The organism is Kribbella sp. NPDC026611, from assembly GCF_040638345.1.
In the GTDB taxonomy this organism is placed as follows: Bacteria; Actinomycetota; Actinomycetes; order Propionibacteriales; family Kribbellaceae; genus Kribbella.
Window position 1 is genome coordinate 696,188 of sequence record NZ_JBEZYC010000003.1, and the last position, 15,845, is coordinate 712,032.

Below are 15,845 nucleotides of genomic sequence, written 5' to 3' on the forward strand. Positions count from 1 at the left end.
CCAGCCGCCATCCACTCAGCTCGCGCAGGAGGCGCCGCGGATGCCCACAGGGGCGCTCTCGAAGAACTCTCCGCGGTTGCTTCCCTGCACCTGGAAGCAGTACTTCAGGGTGGGGCTGACCGGCACGGTCAGACTGGTCCGGGTCCCTGTGTACGTCGGCCTTGCCTGCTTGCTGCCCTGCTCGGCAACGAACACGTAGTAGTACGTCGATGCGGTCGGGTAGGACCAGCTGAGGGCTACGGACGTCCCGTGGTCCTGCGGGGGATTCAGCTTGATCGTGACCGGCTTGGGCGTTGTGCTGGTCTGGGTCGGCGACAGGGTGGTCGTGACCGGCGTACTGACCGTCGGTGGCGGCTCGGTGGACGCCTTGTCGTGCCCTGGCCGGACCAGGACCGCGACGACTGCCACCAGCGCAACCACTACGCCTGCTCCGATCAGCAGCGGCTTCGGCCTCTTCTTGATGGGTGTAGACGCGACAGCCGCCACCGGAGTACTGCGGCCCGCTGCCAGCTCGTCCCGGAAGTCGTCGAAGTCCAGCTCGTCCTCAGGAGCCGACCCAGCACCGGCCAGCAGCGCTTCGAACTCACGAACGGCAGCAGCTGCCTCCGGCCGGAGCTCCGGGTCCTTCGCCATCATCCGTACCAGCAGCTTGGCCAGCGCGGGTGGTACGTCCCGCCCGGTCACCTCGGCCGGCGGCTCGCGCAGCACCCGCAGTACGACGTCGTCGGCCGACTCACCCGGCCGCGCCGGGAACGGCGACTGCCCGGTGAGAGCCAGGTGCAGTACGGCGCCCAGCCCGTACACGTCAGCCGCCTCGGACAGCTCGCCGTCCCGCAGCACCTCGGGTGCCGTGTACGCCGCGTCACCCATCAGGTCCCGCGGGAACCGCAGCCGTAACGCCATCCCGAAGTCGGCCAGCGCGGGCTGCCCGCTCGGCCGCTCGACCACGTTCGACGGGGTGACGCCGCCGTGCACCAGCCCCGCGTGGTGCGCCTCGGCCAGCACCGAGCTCAGGATCTGCCCGAGCACGATCACGTCCCCGATCGGCAGCGGCCCGGTCGCGACCAGTTCCGGCAGCGACTGCGCGCAGAACTCCATCCGCAAGCCCGTCCGGCCGTCGGCCAGCTCCTCGAGCGACTGCACGAGCAGGATCGACGAGGCCGATCGCAGCCTGGACAGCTTGGCCTGCTCGACCTCGATGCCGTTGTAGGTCCGCCGGTCCAACGGCTGCGGGTACACCTTGAGCACCGAGGTCGGCCCCGGCCCCGGCAGCAAGAACACCGACGCCACCGGACCCACAGCCCGCGGCACCAGCGAATCCGGTGAGATCTCTGCCATCAAGGTCATCTTGTCACCCGGCCACGTCCAGGTAGACGCATCCGTGCGCGACCAGGAACCGCAGGTCCCCGAGGATCTCGCCGATCGCGTCCACCGGATCCGCCTGCCGCCCGAGCTCGGCGGTGACCGTCGCCCGTACCTCGCAGCTGTGCCAGAGCGTCGGCGCCACCGAGCCCCATTGCCAGAGCTCGTAGCAGTCCGGGTCGAGCACGGCCGCCGTACCCAGGCCTGGTACGCCGACCGCGTGTCCTTCGAGCTGGTCCGGCGCGTTGCCGAGGCCGACGAACAGTACGTCCAGCCGATGCCGCTGCGCGAACTCCGCTGCCGGCAGCGGAGTGTTGCCGACCATCGCGAGCAGACCGGCGTCGGCCAGTTGCTCGAGCTGACCGGCCGGGTCCTCGACAGCCGCGTCGGCGGACCGCGCCACCACGTCGTCGACGGTCCACTCGCCCTTGCCCACCTCAGGTACGCCGTGTGCCAGCACCCAGACCGCGAACGCGTCCGCGTCCACCTGGTGCTGGGTCCGGCCGACCCGGATCACATGCTCGTCGCCCGGACGCACGCCGTTGTAGTGACCGACCGGAAAGACCATGGTCATCGCAACCTCCGCCGATCGAAGTACGCTGCCCGTACTGCGAGCAGCCCGTGCACCTGTCCCAGTACGCCGGTGAGCACCTGCCTCGGGTCTGTCTCCTCCAGCGCGGTCACTCCGGCCTGCAGCGCGACCTTCGCCGCGTCGTGGCAACCGGTCCACAGCTCCGGCGCCAAGTGGGCCCAGCTCCAGACCGCGTAGACCGCGCTGGAGGCGTGGGCGATCGGCTGGTTGAACAGGCCGATGGCCTGCAGCCAAGGCTGATCCCGGTCTGCGCCGAGGCCATAGAGCAAAGGGAACAGCTGATGCTGCCGCGCGAACTCCACCGCACTGTCGGCCTCCGGATCGACTGTCACGAGCAGGCCGTCGGCCAGGAAGCGTTCGATCACCGGCTCCACCTGAGCCAGCCCGAGCTTCTCGGCGCGCTCCACTACCGTGGCCCGCGTCGGGCGGTCCCGGTCGTCGGCGCCGTGGGCCAGCAACCACACCGCGAACTCCCGGTCGGCCAGCTCGGTCAGCTCGACACCCACGCGGACCTGCTGCGTCCGCGCACCACCGTCGGAGTGCAGCACCCCGATGTCATGTCCCACGGGAATCAACAGCTCCACCGGTGCTCCTCCGTCTCGTCGCGCCCAGGCTAGGGCGGCGTAAGCCGTCGTACCGGCGACGGCAGGAAGCTGTCGCGGCCTGCTGCGCGCAGCTCGCTCGACCGATGGTTGGACCCATGAACATCACTGGACTGGTACGAGTCACGGTGGCTGCTCCGCAGCGGCGGATGGACCTGGCTCTGCCCGAGCAGTCGTCGGTGGCGGAGCTGGTACCGGGCCTGCTCGCCAAGGCGGGTGAGCACCTCGCCGATGCCGGCGTGCCGGACGGTGGCTGGGTCTTGCGGCGTACCGACGGTTCCCCGTTGGCGCTGGGACGCAGCCTGGGTTCGCACCGGGTCAAGGACGGCGAGATCCTGCACCTGGTTCGTCGGGAGGTCGACTGGCCGGAGCTGGAGTACGACGACCTGGTTGATGCGGTCGCCCGTGGGTCCAGTCGTCTCGGCTCGGTATGGACGGCCTGGCACACCAGGGCCGCGGGCCTGTTCCTCGCTGCGGCCGGTGTGCTCGTCGCACTGGTCACGGTGCTGCGTGCCGGGCAGCCCTGGGCGCAGCCGGCCGGCCGGTTGCTTCTGCTCGCGCTGCTGCTGGTCGCCGCGGCCGTAGTACTGGCGAGAGTCGCCGGGGACGCGGGAGCCGGCGCCATCGTCGGCGGCCTGAGCCTGCCGTTTGCTGCTGTGGGAGGCGGTCTGCTGCTTGCAGGAGCTGAGCGAACTCCGGCTGTCGGAGCACCTCAGTTGCTGGCGGCATCGGCCGCGGTACTGGTCGCTGCCGTCGCCTGCTACGTCGGCGTGGTGGACGGCGCCGCCTTCTTCGCCGGGGCGATCAGTGCGGGCTTGTTGGGAGTCATCGGCGGCTGGGTCGGTACGTCGAACGCGCTGGGCGCTGCGGAGGTCTCCGCGATCGTCGGGCCGGCGCTGTTCGCGTTCTCCCCGCTGCTGGCGCCGCTCGCGATCCGGATCGGCCGGCTGCCGATGCCGATCCTGCCGCGGACGACCGCTGACCTGGTCCGGGACGATCCGCTGCCACCACGGCGTCAGGTGCACAGCGCGGTCGTCCGTGCGGACGGTCTGCTGACCGGCATGCTCGGTGGGCTGCTGATCACCGAGTCTGTGTGCCTCGTCCAACTGCTACGCGACGGCAGCCGGTCCGCGACCGTTCTGGCTGCGTTGCTGACTGCCGGCGTACTGATCCGCGCTCGTCTCTATCCGATCGTGAAGCAGCGGCTGATGCTGCTGCTGTCTGGTTTCGTCGGCTTGGCTGGTCTCGCCATCGGGCCACTGAGCCGGCAGTACGACGATGCCGTCCCGGTCGTCGTCCCGCTGGCCGGTGGGGTCGCGGTCCTGGCCGTCTTCCTCGGCCTGCGCTACAGCGCCCGGCCTCCGAGCCCGTACCTCGGTCGGTACGCCGAGATCGTCGAGGTACTGATCACGCTGGCGCTGATCCCGGTCGCGTGCGCGGTCCTCGGCCTGTACGGCGTCGTCCGCGGGTTCGGCGGCTGACGTGGCGACCCGCAAGGACCAGCTGCAGTCACACCAGTTCTCGGTCCAGCGGATGGTGTCCGCGCTGGTCACCCGCGAGTCCGACCCGGAGCAGCCGCCGTTCCGCCGGCCGACCGCCGCGGCCTTCGGCAGCCTCGCGATCGCGGTCGTGGTGCTCGCCGGGGCGTGGGTGTACGGGATGGTCGTGCCGGGCGGCAACAAGGCGTGGGCCGGCGGTGACGCGGTGATCGTCGAGAAGGAGACCGGCACCCGCTTCGTGTACGTTGACGGCCACCTGCACCCGGTCACCAACTACACCTCGGGATTACTTGCCCTAGGCAAATATACGCAGACCCGCCGGGTCTCGGCCAAGTCGCTGCACGGCGTGCCGCGGGGGCCGCTGATCGGAATCGAGGACGCGCCCGACGCGCTGCCGGCGAAGGATCGGTTGCTGACCGGCGGGTGGACGCTGTGCTCGCAGCCCGCGCTCGACCCGACCGGCAGGCGGACCAGCGAGTCCGTACTGATGGTCGGTGAGCAGCCGGAATCCGGGCAGCCGATGGGTGATGCCGCGATGCTCGTCCAGGTGATCGAGACCGGTGACCGGTACCTGATCAGCAAGGGCTACCGGCACAAGGTCGACCGCGCGGACATGGTCACGGTCGGCCGCGCCCTGGCGTCGAAACCGTGGGCGCTCGTCGGTGCGGCCTTCGTGGCAGCGCTGCCCGACGGCGAGCGGCTCGCGCCGGTCAAGCCGGCCGGGATCGGGCTGCCGTCGGACGCGATCCCGGATCGCCCGGGCACCAGGATCGGGCAGCTGTTCATGGTCCACACGGCGGCGGGGAGCGTGCAGTACTACCTGGCCGCGAAGGACCGCCCGGTGCCGATCTCGCCGGTGCAGTACGACGTCCAACGCGCGTACGCACCGATGCGCGCGGCGTACGGCGGGAAGGAACCGCGGGCGATCGAACTCGGGCTGCTGTCCGTCGGGCAGACCGAGCAGCCGGCGTTGGACACCGACTCCGGGCAGGTGCCGCGCGACTGGCCGACGTTCGTCGCGCCGCGCGACGGCCAAGGGACGGTCTGCGCCGTGTTCGCGCCGGGCCCGGCGCTGCCCGCGATCACGGTCGACCCGCGGATGCCTGCTCGTGACCCGGCGACGACGACCACCCACCGCGGCCCGCTGGGCACGGCGCTGGCCGACCGGGTCCTCGTCCCGCCGGGCGCGGCCGCGGTCGTCGAGGCGATGCCGACCGACCGCGCTGCCGCCGGCACGATCTCGGTCGTCACGGACCTGGGCCGCGCCTACCCGGTCGCCAAGCCCGAAGTCCTCACGGCCCTCGGCTACCAGGGCGTCACCCCGGTCCGGATGCCCGCCACCCTGATCAGCCGGATCCCGGAAGGCAGCGGCCTCAGCCCGGCCGCGGCTGCACAGCCGGTCCAGTGACCGTTTCCTGAACAACTGAAAGGGACCTCGGACAAGGTGTGCCTTGTCCGGGGTCCCTTTCGGCTGTCTTCAGTGGGCCGGGTGGCGGACCTGTTTCGGGGCCGCGGCCGGTTCACTGGCCTCGACGGTCCAGAGGTCCTCGTCGAGGACTTCCAGGGTGGCCGCCTGCTCCTTCTCCCGGCGCGCCGGTTTGGCCTGGAAGCTCGCCTTGCTCGCCCTGCCCTGCAAGGCTTCCGGGACCCCAGGCGTCGAGCCGTTGGTACGGCGACGCTCCCGCCCGACCGGGCGAATCGCGCCCGAACCGGACCGGCGCGAGCCGCCCTCGGCTCCCGCGCCGGCACCCATCGGAGGCATCATCGGCGGTATGCCACCGCCCGCGGCGCCCGCCGCTCCGGTGCCGCCGGTCAGACCGGCCGGCGTGGCTGGAGCCTGGCCGGCGCTCGGCGGGGCTGCCGGCTGGAGCCGAGCAGCTTGCGCGATCTGCTGATCAGCCTTGCCGAGCCCGACCGCGGACTTCCCGAGATCGCCCTTCCCGATCCCACCGCCGATCCCGCCGGAGCCGCCGCCGATGCCGCCGATGCCGCCGCTGCCGCCGCTGCCGATCCCGCCCAGGCCGCCGACTCCGCCGACGGGCAGCGCCGGAACGTCGGCCATCGGGGGAACCGGAGGAATCGTTGCAGATGGCAACGGCATCATCGAGTCGCCCATCGGTGGTGTCAGTGCGGGCATGGCCGGCAGGCCGGCCAGCCCGGTGCCGTGTCCCGGAGACCCGGGCGGAAGGGCACTGGATCCGCCGCCAGGCAGCTGTCCCGCCCCAGGCACCTGCCCGGACTGGTCGCCACCCTGATCGCCACCGGCACCACCACCCGCGCCACCACCCGCATCGCCGCCGGCGCCGGCGCCCGTCTGGTCCGCGCCCGCTTGGTCACCGGCAGTGCCGGTCTGGTCGCCGGTGTCACCGGCGCTCGTATCGCCCGCGCGACTGCCTGCATTTCCGCCGGTGTCGCCGCCGGTGCCGGCGCGGGCCTGGCCGTTCGGGCCGACCCACTGGAGGCCCTGGGCAGCTGCGAGAATCTGCTGCCCGATCGACGAGTACACGGTGTTCTGCGTGCTCAGCAGATTGCCGACGTGCAGGACGACGGGCCGTACCGCCTCGACGGCAGCAGCCTCGGCAGCCACGAAGGCCGCTACCGCCGCCGGATCCGGCCCCCGCCCGAGCGGCCCGCCCATCCCCTGGTAAGAGGTCCCCGTCGGGCGAGTGGCCAGGTACGCCGCCGCGGCCGCCCGCACCTGCTCCTCCGCCTGAGTCGCGGCGTTCAGGCTCGAGTTCATGTAGTGGACGGTCTCGATACACATCTGTTCGATCGTGCCGCGGCCTTCGGAGCCGTCGACCGCCGACGCCGAGTCGTGCAGCGCCTTCTGGGTCGCAGAGCTGGCGCTCTCGAAGACCGGCGCCTCCCGCTTGCTAGTCCAGCCCTGCATGAGCGCACCGGAGGCGGACTGGAACGAGTTGGCCAGGGTGTTCACCGCTGCGCCGGTCTGGCTCCACAGTGGGCCTTCCCGCTGCAGCGACTGACCCGTGGTGTCCAGCTCGAGCTGGGCCGCGTTCTTCATCGCGGTCGCGGCCTGGAGCAGCACCGCGAACGTCTTGGCCGTCGTGGCCGCGGCAATCGAGTCCGCCGGTTCGTTCGCCATCAGTTGCCTCCGTCCTTGGACGAGTGCACGGTCAGGATCCCGCGCATCAGCAGAGTGGTCGCGGAGTGCAGACGTCGGTGCTCGTTGCCCACCGCCGTGATCGAGCCCTCGTAGCCCTCGACCCCGATCGTCGTGGCGTCGAGGTACGTCACCCGCTGCGTCGCGGCGTCGTTCAGCTGCTGGATGAGCGCGGGACTGCCGCTCAGCACGCCCGGCGTACCGGGTTGCGCCGACCTGGCCGCGGCCGTTCGGTCGCGGAACTCGGTGGAGTTGTTCTTCATCGCGTCGGCGAACGTGAAGAAGATGTCCGGCGTGACGACGCCGATGTCCGGCTGGTCGCCGGACCCGCTGGGAGGAGACATGCCGAAGTCCTTTCTGCTGGGGTCTTGTCGGGGTCCGGCGACTCAGTCGGTCGCCGGGGCTTGGGTGAGCTGGATCAGCTCGGCGCTGCCCTGGCGGGCGATCAGCCAGCCACGGCCGGGCGGCAGCGGCTGCGGGCGCATGCCGCCGAGCAGCGGGCCCTCGTCGCGGCCGCCGGACATCATCAGGCCGGGTGACCCGACGTCGCGGAGCCGCGCCAGCACCGGCTCGTAGAAGCCGCGGCCGGCGCCACCGATCCGCCGGGTCACGATGACCTTCAGGCCGATGTCGGACGCCTGCGGGATGAACGGCATCAGCGGCATCAACGGGTGTCCCTCGGACGCCGCGACCAGGTCGTAGTCGTCGATCAGCAGGTACAGGTCGGGGCCTCGCCACCAGGACCGTTCCCGCAGTTGCTCGGGCGTCACGTCCGGCCCCGGCAACCGCGCCTCGAGCGCGTGGCACACGTCGGAGATGAGCTGTGCGCTGCTCTGGTGGTTCGTGCCGTAGCCGACCAGGTGCTCCCCCTTTACTCCACCGAGCAGGCTGCGCCGGTGGTCGATGACGAGCAGCCGCGCCTGGTCCGGCGTGTACACCTGCTGGACCCGGCGGGCGACACCGCGCAGGAAGCTGCTCTTCCCGGAGCCGGTGTCGCCGAGCACGATGAAGCACGGATGGCCCTCCGGGTCGAGCCGCGCCGGCGACAGGTCGCTCTCGGTCAGACCGATCGCGAGCCCGCGCTCGGCGTCGCTCTGGCCGTCGAGCTGCTCGAACGGCAGGCTCGTCGGCAGCAGCCGGACCGCGGGCGCGCGTTCGCCGGTCCACGCGGAACGGATGTGCTGCACGAGCGCCGCCGTACCGCCCTCGCCGTCGGCGGCGAACCGCGGCTGGGCCATCAGGAAGTGGTGCTTCGAAGCGGTCACGCCGCGGCCAGGCGTGTTGGCCGGGACGAGCGTCGCGGTCCGGCGGTCGACCATGGAGTCGGTCGGGTCGCCGAGGTGCAGCTCGAGCCGGGTGCCGCACAGGTCGCGGACGTTCGTTCGTAGGTCGAACCAACGAGCCGCGCCGATCATCAGGTGCACGCCGTACGCGAGCCCGCGGGTCGCGATGTCGGCCAGCACCGGCTCCAGGTCGTCGAAGTCGTTGCGGATCGTCAGCCAGCCGTCGACGACCAGGAACACATCGCCGTACGGCGAGTCACTCGGTGCGCCGCTGCGGCGCAGCTGCCGGTACGCCGGCATCCCGTCGATGCCCGCGGCGGCGAACTCGCGCTCGCGCCGGGCGATGATCCCGATCACCTCGGCGATCGTCCGGCGGACGGCGTTGACGTCCTGCCGGCCGGCGACGCCGCCGACGTGCGGGAGGTCGCGCAGGCCGCCGAGCACGCCACCGCCGAAGTCGAGGCAGTAGAACTGCACCTCGCGCGGCGTGTGGGTGAGCGCGAGACCGGTGATCACGGCCGCGAGCGCGGAGCTCTTGCCGGTGTGCGGACCGCCGACGACAGCGAGATGGCCGCCGCCCGCGGACAGGTCGAGCAGCAGCGGGTCGCGGCGCTGCTCGAGCGGCCGGTCGACGATGCCGACGATCGTGCGCAGGTTCCCGGCCAGGTCAGGGGTGCCGGCGGTCAACCCGCGGTCGGTGACGGCCGACGTACCGAGTACCTCGTCGAGGCCGGGTGACGCATCCAGCGGAGGCAGCCAGATCTGGTGGGCCGTCGTACCCTTGCCGGCCAGGCGATCGACCAGGATGTCCATCAGCGACTCGCCGATCGCGTCGTCGAACGGGTCGTCGCCCACCGGCTGCTCGTCGGGCCCCTCCTCGTCCGTGACCTCCGGGGCGACGTACGCGCTGGTGTAGTCGTGCAGGACGAGCGTGTCGTCCGGCGCCGGCGGCAGTGCGCCGGCGGTCGGCCGGCCGTGCACGCCGGACACGTACGCCGACCGGAAGCGGTCAAGCTCCTCGGTCCCGACCCGGAGGTACCCGTGACCGGGCGCCCGCGGTAGCCGGAACGCGTCGCCGATACCGAGCACGGTCCGGCTGTCCATGTCGGAAAACGTCCGCAGCCCGATCCGGTACGACAAGTGCGCCTCCAGGCCGCGCAACCGGCCCTCGTCGAGGCGCTGGCTGGCCAGCAGCAGATGTACGCCGAGCGACCGCCCGACCCGGCCGATCTGGACGAACATCTCGATGAAGTCGGGCCGAATCGTCAGGAGCTCGCTGAACTCGTCGCAGATCACCAACAGCGTCGGCACCTCGGGCAGCGGTGCGCCGGCCGCACGGGCCTTCTCATAGTCGCGCAGCGAGGAGAAGTTGCCCGCGGCCCGTAACAGTTCCTGGCGCCGGATCAGCTCGCCGTTGATCGCGTCGGTCATCCGGTCGACGAGGTGCAGCTCCTCGGCCAGGTTGGTGATCACCGCGCTGGTGTGCGGGAGCTTGTCCAGCCGGGTGAAGGTCGCGCCGCCCTTGAAGTCGATCAGCGCGAAGTTCAGCGACCGCGGCGGATGGGTGATCGCCAGCGCCAGGACCAGGGTGCGGAGCAGTTCGCTCTTGCCGGAGCCGGTGGCCCCGATCAGCAGGCCGTGCGGTCCCATCCCCTCCTGGGCGGACTCCTTGAGGTCCAGCTCGATCGGCTGCCCGTCGGGCCGGATCCCGAACTTCACCCGGAGCCGATCGCGGTTCGGCCGCTGCAACCAGGTGTCGTTCGGGTCGAAGTCGTACGGGTCGCCGAGCTCGAGCAGCTCGGCCAGCCCGAGATCGGCGGTCAGCGACTGCTCGCCGACCGAACCGGCGGTCAGCCGCAGCGGCGACAGCTGGCGGGCGAGCCCCTCCGCGCTGACCACGTCCAGCTCGTCCGCGACCCCCAACCGGGCCGTCCCGTCCATGGTCTCGCTGGTCAGCGCGCCGTCCGGGCCGACGTCGAGGATGATCGCGCCACTGTCGATCGTCCGCGGCGGCGCCGCACCGAGGTCGATGACGGTCACGCCTTCGAGCCCCGGACCGGTGAGCAGATGGTCCGAGCCGTCGACGGCACCACCGTCCACGACCACGACCAGGTGCGGGCCGGGCAGGCGGGTGTCGGACTGCGGGTCGAACCGCGGCCGGTTCGCGAGTACGTCGTCCAGCATCGCCTCGATCGCGGTGATCGAGCCGGCCAGCAGCCGGAGCGGTCCGAGGGCATCGGAACGCTCCGGATGCAGGGCATGCGGCAACCACTTCACCCAGTCCCACTCGGCGCGTACGTCGGCACCGGCGCAGACCGCGATCCGCAGATTGTCGGGCGCCTGCAGCGTAGCCAGCTGGGCGAGCATCGCCCGGACCATCGCCGCCGAGCGGCCCCGGTCGGCGGGCAGGTGGATCCGTGCGAACCCGGTCACCGCCATGGCGATCGGCAGCCCGGGCACCGTCGCGTACGTCGAGACGAAGCGCCGCAACGCCAACGCCGACAGGGGTTCCAGGCGCTCCAGCGGCTGGGTGTCCGGTGGTACCACGGTTACCGCGGGACCCTGCGGGCCGACCCCGATCCGGGCGATCCCGAAGTCCTTGTCGTCGCGGCGGCGCTCCCACAACCGGTAGCTCCCGGCCAGCACCCAGAGCGAGCTCGGGTCGGGATGCAGGTAGGACAGGGTCGATCGCTGCTGGTCGATCGAGCGGCTGAGCCGGGTGCGCTGTTGGGCGAGCTGGCGCAGGTACGTCCGGCGGGCCTGGCCCATCTCGGTCTTGCCGCCGCCGGAGCGGGCCAGCAGACCGACCACGATCATCCCGATCATCGCCAGCCCGAACAGGCCGAAGACGGCGTACCGGAGGCCGCCGCCGATGCTGCCGGCGAACATCAGCATCATCGCGCCCATCATCGCGATCATCGGCACCACCATCAGCGCCTGCACCCACTGCCGCCCGCCGGGCTCAGGGACCTCGGGCGGTGCCGTGAGCAACAACTCTCCGGCCGGCAGCTCGGGCGCCGGGCGCCGTTCGGGCCGCCGGACCACCATCGTCGCCATGCCGAACCTCATTTCGTCGGGGGTCTGCGCCTCGATCATCACGGCGGCCGCGAACGCCGACGGCGTACTGGCAGGAACGTGCCGTCGGCACCGGCCGGGGGCGGCCGCTTCCTACCGTCGAACCCGGTCACATCCGACTGAGAAAGGAACCGACCGATGGCCAATTCGTTCATCCACGTCTTCTCCGGAGACGTGGCCCGACTCGGTGCGCACGCCGACTCCACGGCCGAGCAGCACCAGACCCACGTGTCCCGGCTGATGGCCGAGACCGACCAGCTCGGCGCGTCGTTCCAGTGCACCGCCGCCGACCTCAACCAGCAGGGCGTCCTGAACGCGGCCGACCGGACCAAGGTGCACACGATCGAGCGCGGCCACAACGAGGGCACCGGCCTGCAGCAGTCCGCCAACATCATCGACGGGACGATCTCGCAGACCGCCCACGTGATGATGCAGCAGCTCAACATCTGATCGAGAGGAGACGAATCATGCAGGGCGACTTCCTGATGCAGAAGTTCGAAGGCATCTTCGGTGCCGGCACCGGCTACAAGGCGGTCGGCGGGGCGCAGGGCGAGACGGCGTCCGACCACCTGTCCACGGTGACGGCCGCCGGAGGGAACTGGCTGAGCCCCGAGTTCCACGAGCTCCACGGCAACGTGCTGCGGATGACCAACGACACGATCGACGAGGCGCATCGCACCGGTGCGCGGGGCGACGCGGTGATCAACTGCGGTGACCTCGGTGTGGCCTGCTCGAACAACGTGATGAGCATCGTCAGCGCGGTGTGAACCACAGCAGGTTGTGAGCCTCGGCCGGTTGCCGGCCGAGGCTCACTGCTGTTCGGGAGGACCGGCGAAGAGGTACTCGGGCGGGAGATCGTCCGCCGGCGGGGCCATTCGGCTGCGGACGACCGGCGTACGGCTTGCGGCCCACCGACGCCGGCGGCCGGCCAGGACGATGCTGCTGATCAATGCGACGAGCAGTGCGCTCCCGCCGGCGAGCAAAGTCAGCTCGCGGGCGCGATCGCCCGCGGAGCGCCACCAGCCGAGCGCGGCCAGCTGCTGCTTGTCCGGAGCGGGCTTGGTCATCGCGGGGATCGCCTTCGCCTTGGTGGCGATCAGGTCCTCGGTCACCGCGCGGTACGGGTCGACGATGCCGGCGCCGTACTCCGCACTGTTGCGACCACCACGCGCTGGTGTGGCCGTCGCTTCGAGGCGCTGGATCACCTGAGGTGCGGTGAGTTTCGGCCAGGCGGAGCGGACGAGGGCGGCCGTGGCCGCGACGAACGGAGTCGCGAAGCTGGTGCCGGATTCGTAGGCGTGACCGGTACGCCGGGTCGCGGCGAGGACGCCGTCGCCGGGCGCCACGAGATCGACGTACGGGCCGACCTGGGACGCGCCGACGCGCGCACCGGCGGCGTCGACCGCGCCGACGCCGAGGACCCCCGAGTACGACGCCGGGTACGACGGCAGCACGCCGGTCGCGGACTGCTGGTTGTTGCCGACGGCAGCGACCACGACGACGTCCTTACGGACCGCGTACGCGATCGCCTTCCGGACGGGGGCCTGGTCCTGGTCGCCGGCCATCGACAGGTTGATCACCTTGGCGCCCTGGTTGACGGCGTACACGATGCCTTTGGCAAGGATGTTCGGGTCGACGTACTGGACGCCGCCGGCATCGGTGGTCTCGCGGTCGGTGACCCGGACCGGGAGGATGCGCGCCCCGGGGGCGACGCCGCGGAAGCCGATCCCGGCGGTGGCGTCCGCGGCGATGATGCTCGCGACGCCGGTGCCGTGCGAGACGCAGTCGTAGTTGCCGGGGAGCTTGCCGACCAGGAAGAAGTCGCGGCCGGGGAGCACCTTGCCCGGGCGGCGGAGCTGCGGATGGTCGGCGTCGACGCCGGAGTCGATCACGGCGACGGTCACGCCGGCGCCGGTGCTGTACGGCCAGGCGCGTTCTGGCATCAGGGCGTCCTGGGCCCAGGGCAACAGTTTGACCGCCGGACGGCCGGGCTCGGGATTGGTGCAAGCGCCCTTGGGCGGCGCCGCGGCCGCGCTCGGCGCTGTTGCCGCGCCGAGCAGGAGCGCGCCGGCGAGCAGACGTGAGGTGATGGTCACCCGATCATGGTCGAGCGGTACGGCTGAGCGCCCGGCGCGATGGCCTGAAGCGGTCACACGCGTCCGGGGGAGCGGATCGTCCGGCACCGTGAGGGTCCGACTGCTCCGGAACGGGAGGCGTGATGACCGGCGATCACAAGATCCGCGGCGGCTGGCTGGACGACCTGGAGGACCTGGAGAAGCAGACCCGCAACGCGCAACGGCTGATGGACACCGAGAGCGGTACGGCCGACGGCGCGGACGGGTTGATCGAGGCGACGGTGACGGCCCGCGGTGAGCTGACCGAGCTGGTGCTCGACCCGCGGGTCCTGCGTGATCTGGACAGCGCGACGCTGGCCGCGGAGGTCCGGACGGCCGTCAACGACGCGCGGGTCGCGGCGCAGGACGCCGTACTGTTGGCCTTCGCTGCCGAGTTGCCGTCGCTCGATGCTGATGATCCGGCGTTCGGCCCGTTCCTCGCGGAGCTGGCGCGGGCGCAGGGGAGGGCGGTGCGATGAGTCCGCAACCGGTCAACTTCGGCGGGGTCGGCGATATCGAGATGTACCCGGACGACACCTTCCGGGCGGCCCAGGTGATCTACCAGGCGGGCACGATCTTCGGGAACGCGTTCCCGGGGCTGCTCGCGGCGATCGACCACGACGAGCAGGTGGTGTCGACCGGGTTCGACGCGCTGAGCATCGCCTACCGGGACGCGTACAACAAGTACAAGGAGGTCGTCCCGAAGCGGGCTGCGCAGGTGGCGCCGGACCTGTACGACGCCGGGAACCGTGGACGGCTGGGCGTGACGAAGTACCTGCAACTCAGCGAGCAGGAACAGCCGGCGTACATGAACTCCCTGAGCTGACCCGGGTGCTCGGCCGTGATCCCGGAACCGACGACCACGCTGTGGCTGTGGCTGCGCCAGCAGATCGACGGGTTCTTCCCGGTCTGGGTGGACGAGGACGCCGCGCGGCGGATCGGTGACCACTGGACGGCCGCCGCGCAGGCGCTCACCCAGACGAAGGCGCAGGCCACGGCGGGGATGAACGCCCTGCCGGCCGCGTGGCCGGACGCGAACGGGATCCTTTACCACGACCGCGTCCGTGATCTGCTCGACGGCGCCGGCGCGACCGGCGGGTACGACGACCTGATCTCGATGATGAACGACATGGCGGCGATGTCGCACGACTACGCGCGGCAGATCGCCAACATCAAGGACGCGATCTACGCGGAGCTGATCGCGAACGCGGCGGCGTTCGCGGCGAGCTTCGTGATGCCGTTTCCGCTCGGTCAGTGGATCCGTGGACGGATCGTGTCCGCGATCGCGCTCCGGATCGCGGGGATCGTACGGGCCGCCGCGGCCACGATGCGCATCTCCGACGCTGCGGCAGCGATGCTGGCGACGGCGGGACGTGAGGTGGTCCATGAGGTCGTCGAGGAGGGCCTGGTCGAGGCGGGCGGACACGCGATAGACATCGCCCGCGGATACCGCGACCACCTGGACCCGACGCAGATCCTGGTGGCAGCTGGTGCGGGTGCCGGGGGAGCGCTGCTTGCGCCGGTGCTGAAACCTGTCGGGTGGCTGGTGTCGAAGCCGGTCGGCGCGGTCGCGCACGCCGTCCCGGCGGTCCGCCGCATCGGGAACTCGCTGGAACGCCAGACCGACGCCTTCGTGGTCAACGGCATCTCGTCCCCCATCACCTCCGTCACCGCCCAGGCGATCGCCGACGGCAAACTCGGCGACCTCCGCTGGAGCGACCTCGGAAACGCCGTCGGCCAACAGTTCCTCGGCTCAGGCCTGCTGGCCGGCGGCCGAGTAGCCGCGCACGACTCCGGCCACGCCCTAGGCCACGCACTAGCCCCTCGCCCCACTCCCCACGCGTCGCCCACCCCCACGGACCCACCCCCACCCCCCACCCCACCAACACCCGCCAACCCATCCCCAACCCCCACGCAACCGACCGCCCAACCCACGGCCCCCCATCAGTCAACTACCACCCAACCAACCGCCACCCAACAACCAACTGCACCTCAGCAGCCAACGGTCACCCAGCAGCCAACCGTCACTCAGCAGCCGACGGTCACTCAGCAGCCGACGGTCACTCAGCAGCCGACGGTCACTCAGCAGCCGACGGTCACCCAGCAGCCGACGGTCACCCAGCAGCCGACGGTCACCCAGCAGCCGACGGTCACCCAGCAGCCGACGGTCACCCAGCAGCCGACGGTCACCCAGCAG

General features: G+C 71.2%; 14 protein-coding genes. 7 read left to right on the forward strand and 7 right to left on the reverse strand.

All coding sequences use genetic code 11. From position 1 onward, the window contains the following. Window positions 1-15 precede the first annotated feature (15 nt). Genes AB0E69_RS15230 through AB0E69_RS15240 form a run of 3 tightly spaced genes read right to left on the reverse strand, consistent with a single transcriptional unit; the run spans window position 16 to window position 2,538 of the window. Complete coding sequence (locus tag AB0E69_RS15230; protein ID WP_360144782.1) at window positions 16-1,338, reverse strand: protein kinase; 1,323 nt, start codon at window positions 1,336-1,338, stop codon at window positions 16-18. Window positions 1,339-1,351: 13 nt separating this feature from the next. After that, window positions 1,352-1,936 (reverse strand): hypothetical protein, encoded by a 585-nt coding sequence (locus AB0E69_RS15235; RefSeq protein ID WP_360144785.1) that lies wholly within the window; start codon window positions 1,934-1,936, stop codon window positions 1,352-1,354. Continuing rightward, complete coding sequence (locus AB0E69_RS15240; RefSeq protein ID WP_360144788.1) at window positions 1,933-2,538, reverse strand: hypothetical protein; 606 nt, start codon at window positions 2,536-2,538, stop codon at window positions 1,933-1,935. Before AB0E69_RS15240 ends, AB0E69_RS15235 begins: the two co-directional genes overlap by 4 nt. A gap of 116 nt (window positions 2,539-2,654) precedes the next feature. Here AB0E69_RS15240 and eccD point away from each other — a divergent pair, with 116 nt between their 5' ends. Beyond that, entirely contained in the window at window positions 2,655-4,037 is a 1,383-nt protein-coding gene (gene eccD, locus AB0E69_RS15245) for a type VII secretion integral membrane protein EccD (protein WP_360144791.1), read from the forward strand. Between the two features lies 1 nt (window position 4,038). Beyond that, on the forward strand, window positions 4,039-5,463 hold the full coding sequence (gene eccB / locus AB0E69_RS15250) for a type VII secretion protein EccB (RefSeq protein ID WP_360144794.1): 1,425 nt from the start codon (window positions 4,039-4,041) through the stop codon (window positions 5,461-5,463). A gap of 69 nt (window positions 5,464-5,532) precedes the next feature. On the opposite strand, the gene AB0E69_RS15255 is transcribed toward eccB, so the two are convergent. Genes AB0E69_RS15255 through eccCa form a run of 3 tightly spaced genes read right to left on the reverse strand, consistent with a single transcriptional unit; the run spans window position 5,533 to window position 11,516 of the window. Further along, complete coding sequence (locus AB0E69_RS15255; protein ID WP_360144797.1) at window positions 5,533-7,158, reverse strand: hypothetical protein; 1,626 nt, start codon at window positions 7,156-7,158, stop codon at window positions 5,533-5,535. Then, a complete protein-coding gene (locus AB0E69_RS15260; protein ID WP_360144800.1) occupies window positions 7,158-7,520 on the reverse strand; it encodes a hypothetical protein in 363 nt (120 codons plus the stop codon). Before AB0E69_RS15260 ends, AB0E69_RS15255 begins: the two co-directional genes overlap by 1 nt. Window positions 7,521-7,562: 42 nt before the next feature. After that, on the reverse strand, window positions 7,563-11,516 hold the full coding sequence (gene eccCa / locus AB0E69_RS15265) for a type VII secretion protein EccCa (RefSeq protein ID WP_360144803.1): 3,954 nt from the start codon (window positions 11,514-11,516) through the stop codon (window positions 7,563-7,565). 156 nt (window positions 11,517-11,672) lie between these two features. Between eccCa and AB0E69_RS15270 the strand changes: the two genes are divergently transcribed. Both AB0E69_RS15270 and AB0E69_RS15275 read left to right on the forward strand, forming a co-directional pair. Beyond that, complete coding sequence (locus tag AB0E69_RS15270) at window positions 11,673-11,984, forward strand: hypothetical protein (RefSeq protein WP_360144806.1); 312 nt, start codon at window positions 11,673-11,675, stop codon at window positions 11,982-11,984. A 17-nt stretch (window positions 11,985-12,001) separates the two neighbouring features. After that, window positions 12,002-12,301: a hypothetical protein gene (locus AB0E69_RS15275; RefSeq protein WP_360144809.1), complete on the forward strand. Its 300-nt coding sequence runs from the start codon at window positions 12,002-12,004 to the stop codon at window positions 12,299-12,301. A gap of 42 nt (window positions 12,302-12,343) precedes the next feature. On the opposite strand, the gene mycP is transcribed toward AB0E69_RS15275, so the two are convergent. Continuing rightward, the gene (mycP, locus tag AB0E69_RS15280) at window positions 12,344-13,630 is read right to left on the reverse strand and encodes a type VII secretion-associated serine protease mycosin (RefSeq protein WP_360144812.1); all 1,287 of its coding nucleotides are present in this window, start codon (window positions 13,628-13,630) and stop codon (window positions 12,344-12,346) included. 122 nt (window positions 13,631-13,752) lie between these two features. Here mycP and AB0E69_RS15285 point away from each other — a divergent pair, with 122 nt between their 5' ends. The 3 genes from AB0E69_RS15285 to AB0E69_RS15295 all read left to right on the forward strand — a co-directional run. Next, window positions 13,753-14,127 carry a YbaB/EbfC family nucleoid-associated protein gene (locus AB0E69_RS15285; RefSeq protein ID WP_360144815.1) on the forward strand — a complete coding sequence of 125 codons (375 nt, stop codon included), beginning with the start codon at window positions 13,753-13,755 and terminating at the stop codon, window positions 14,125-14,127. Continuing rightward, window positions 14,124-14,474 (forward strand): hypothetical protein, encoded by a 351-nt coding sequence (locus tag AB0E69_RS15290; protein ID WP_360144818.1) that lies wholly within the window; start codon window positions 14,124-14,126, stop codon window positions 14,472-14,474. Before AB0E69_RS15285 ends, AB0E69_RS15290 begins: the two co-directional genes overlap by 4 nt. Window positions 14,475-14,489: 15 nt before the next feature. Beyond that, on the forward strand, window positions 14,490-15,845 hold a 1,356-nt coding region (locus AB0E69_RS15295), incomplete at its 3' end, for a hypothetical protein (RefSeq protein ID WP_360144821.1).

Bases quoted from the DNA above. Each gene is read 5' to 3' on its own strand.
- eccD (WP_360144791.1), top strand. From the start codon at position 2,655: ATGAACATCACTGGACTGGTACGAGTCACGGTGGCTGCTCCGCAGCGG.
- AB0E69_RS15290 (WP_360144818.1), top strand. From the start codon at position 14,124: ATGAGTCCGCAACCGGTCAACTTCGGCGGGGTCGGCGATATCGAGATG.
- AB0E69_RS15235 (WP_360144785.1), bottom strand. From the start codon at position 1,936: ATGACCATGGTCTTTCCGGTCGGTCACTACAACGGCGTGCGTCCGGGC.
- AB0E69_RS15230 (WP_360144782.1), bottom strand. From the start codon at position 1,338: ATGGCAGAGATCTCACCGGATTCGCTGGTGCCGCGGGCTGTGGGTCCG.
- eccCa (WP_360144803.1), bottom strand. From the start codon at position 11,516: ATGGCGACGATGGTGGTCCGGCGGCCCGAACGGCGCCCGGCGCCCGAG.
- AB0E69_RS15275 (WP_360144809.1), top strand. From the start codon at position 12,002: ATGCAGGGCGACTTCCTGATGCAGAAGTTCGAAGGCATCTTCGGTGCC.
- AB0E69_RS15255 (WP_360144797.1), bottom strand. From the start codon at position 7,158: ATGGCGAACGAACCGGCGGACTCGATTGCCGCGGCCACGACGGCCAAG.
- AB0E69_RS15260 (WP_360144800.1), bottom strand. From the start codon at position 7,520: ATGTCTCCTCCCAGCGGGTCCGGCGACCAGCCGGACATCGGCGTCGTC.
- AB0E69_RS15285 (WP_360144815.1), top strand. From the start codon at position 13,753: ATGACCGGCGATCACAAGATCCGCGGCGGCTGGCTGGACGACCTGGAG.
- AB0E69_RS15270 (WP_360144806.1), top strand. From the start codon at position 11,673: ATGGCCAATTCGTTCATCCACGTCTTCTCCGGAGACGTGGCCCGACTC.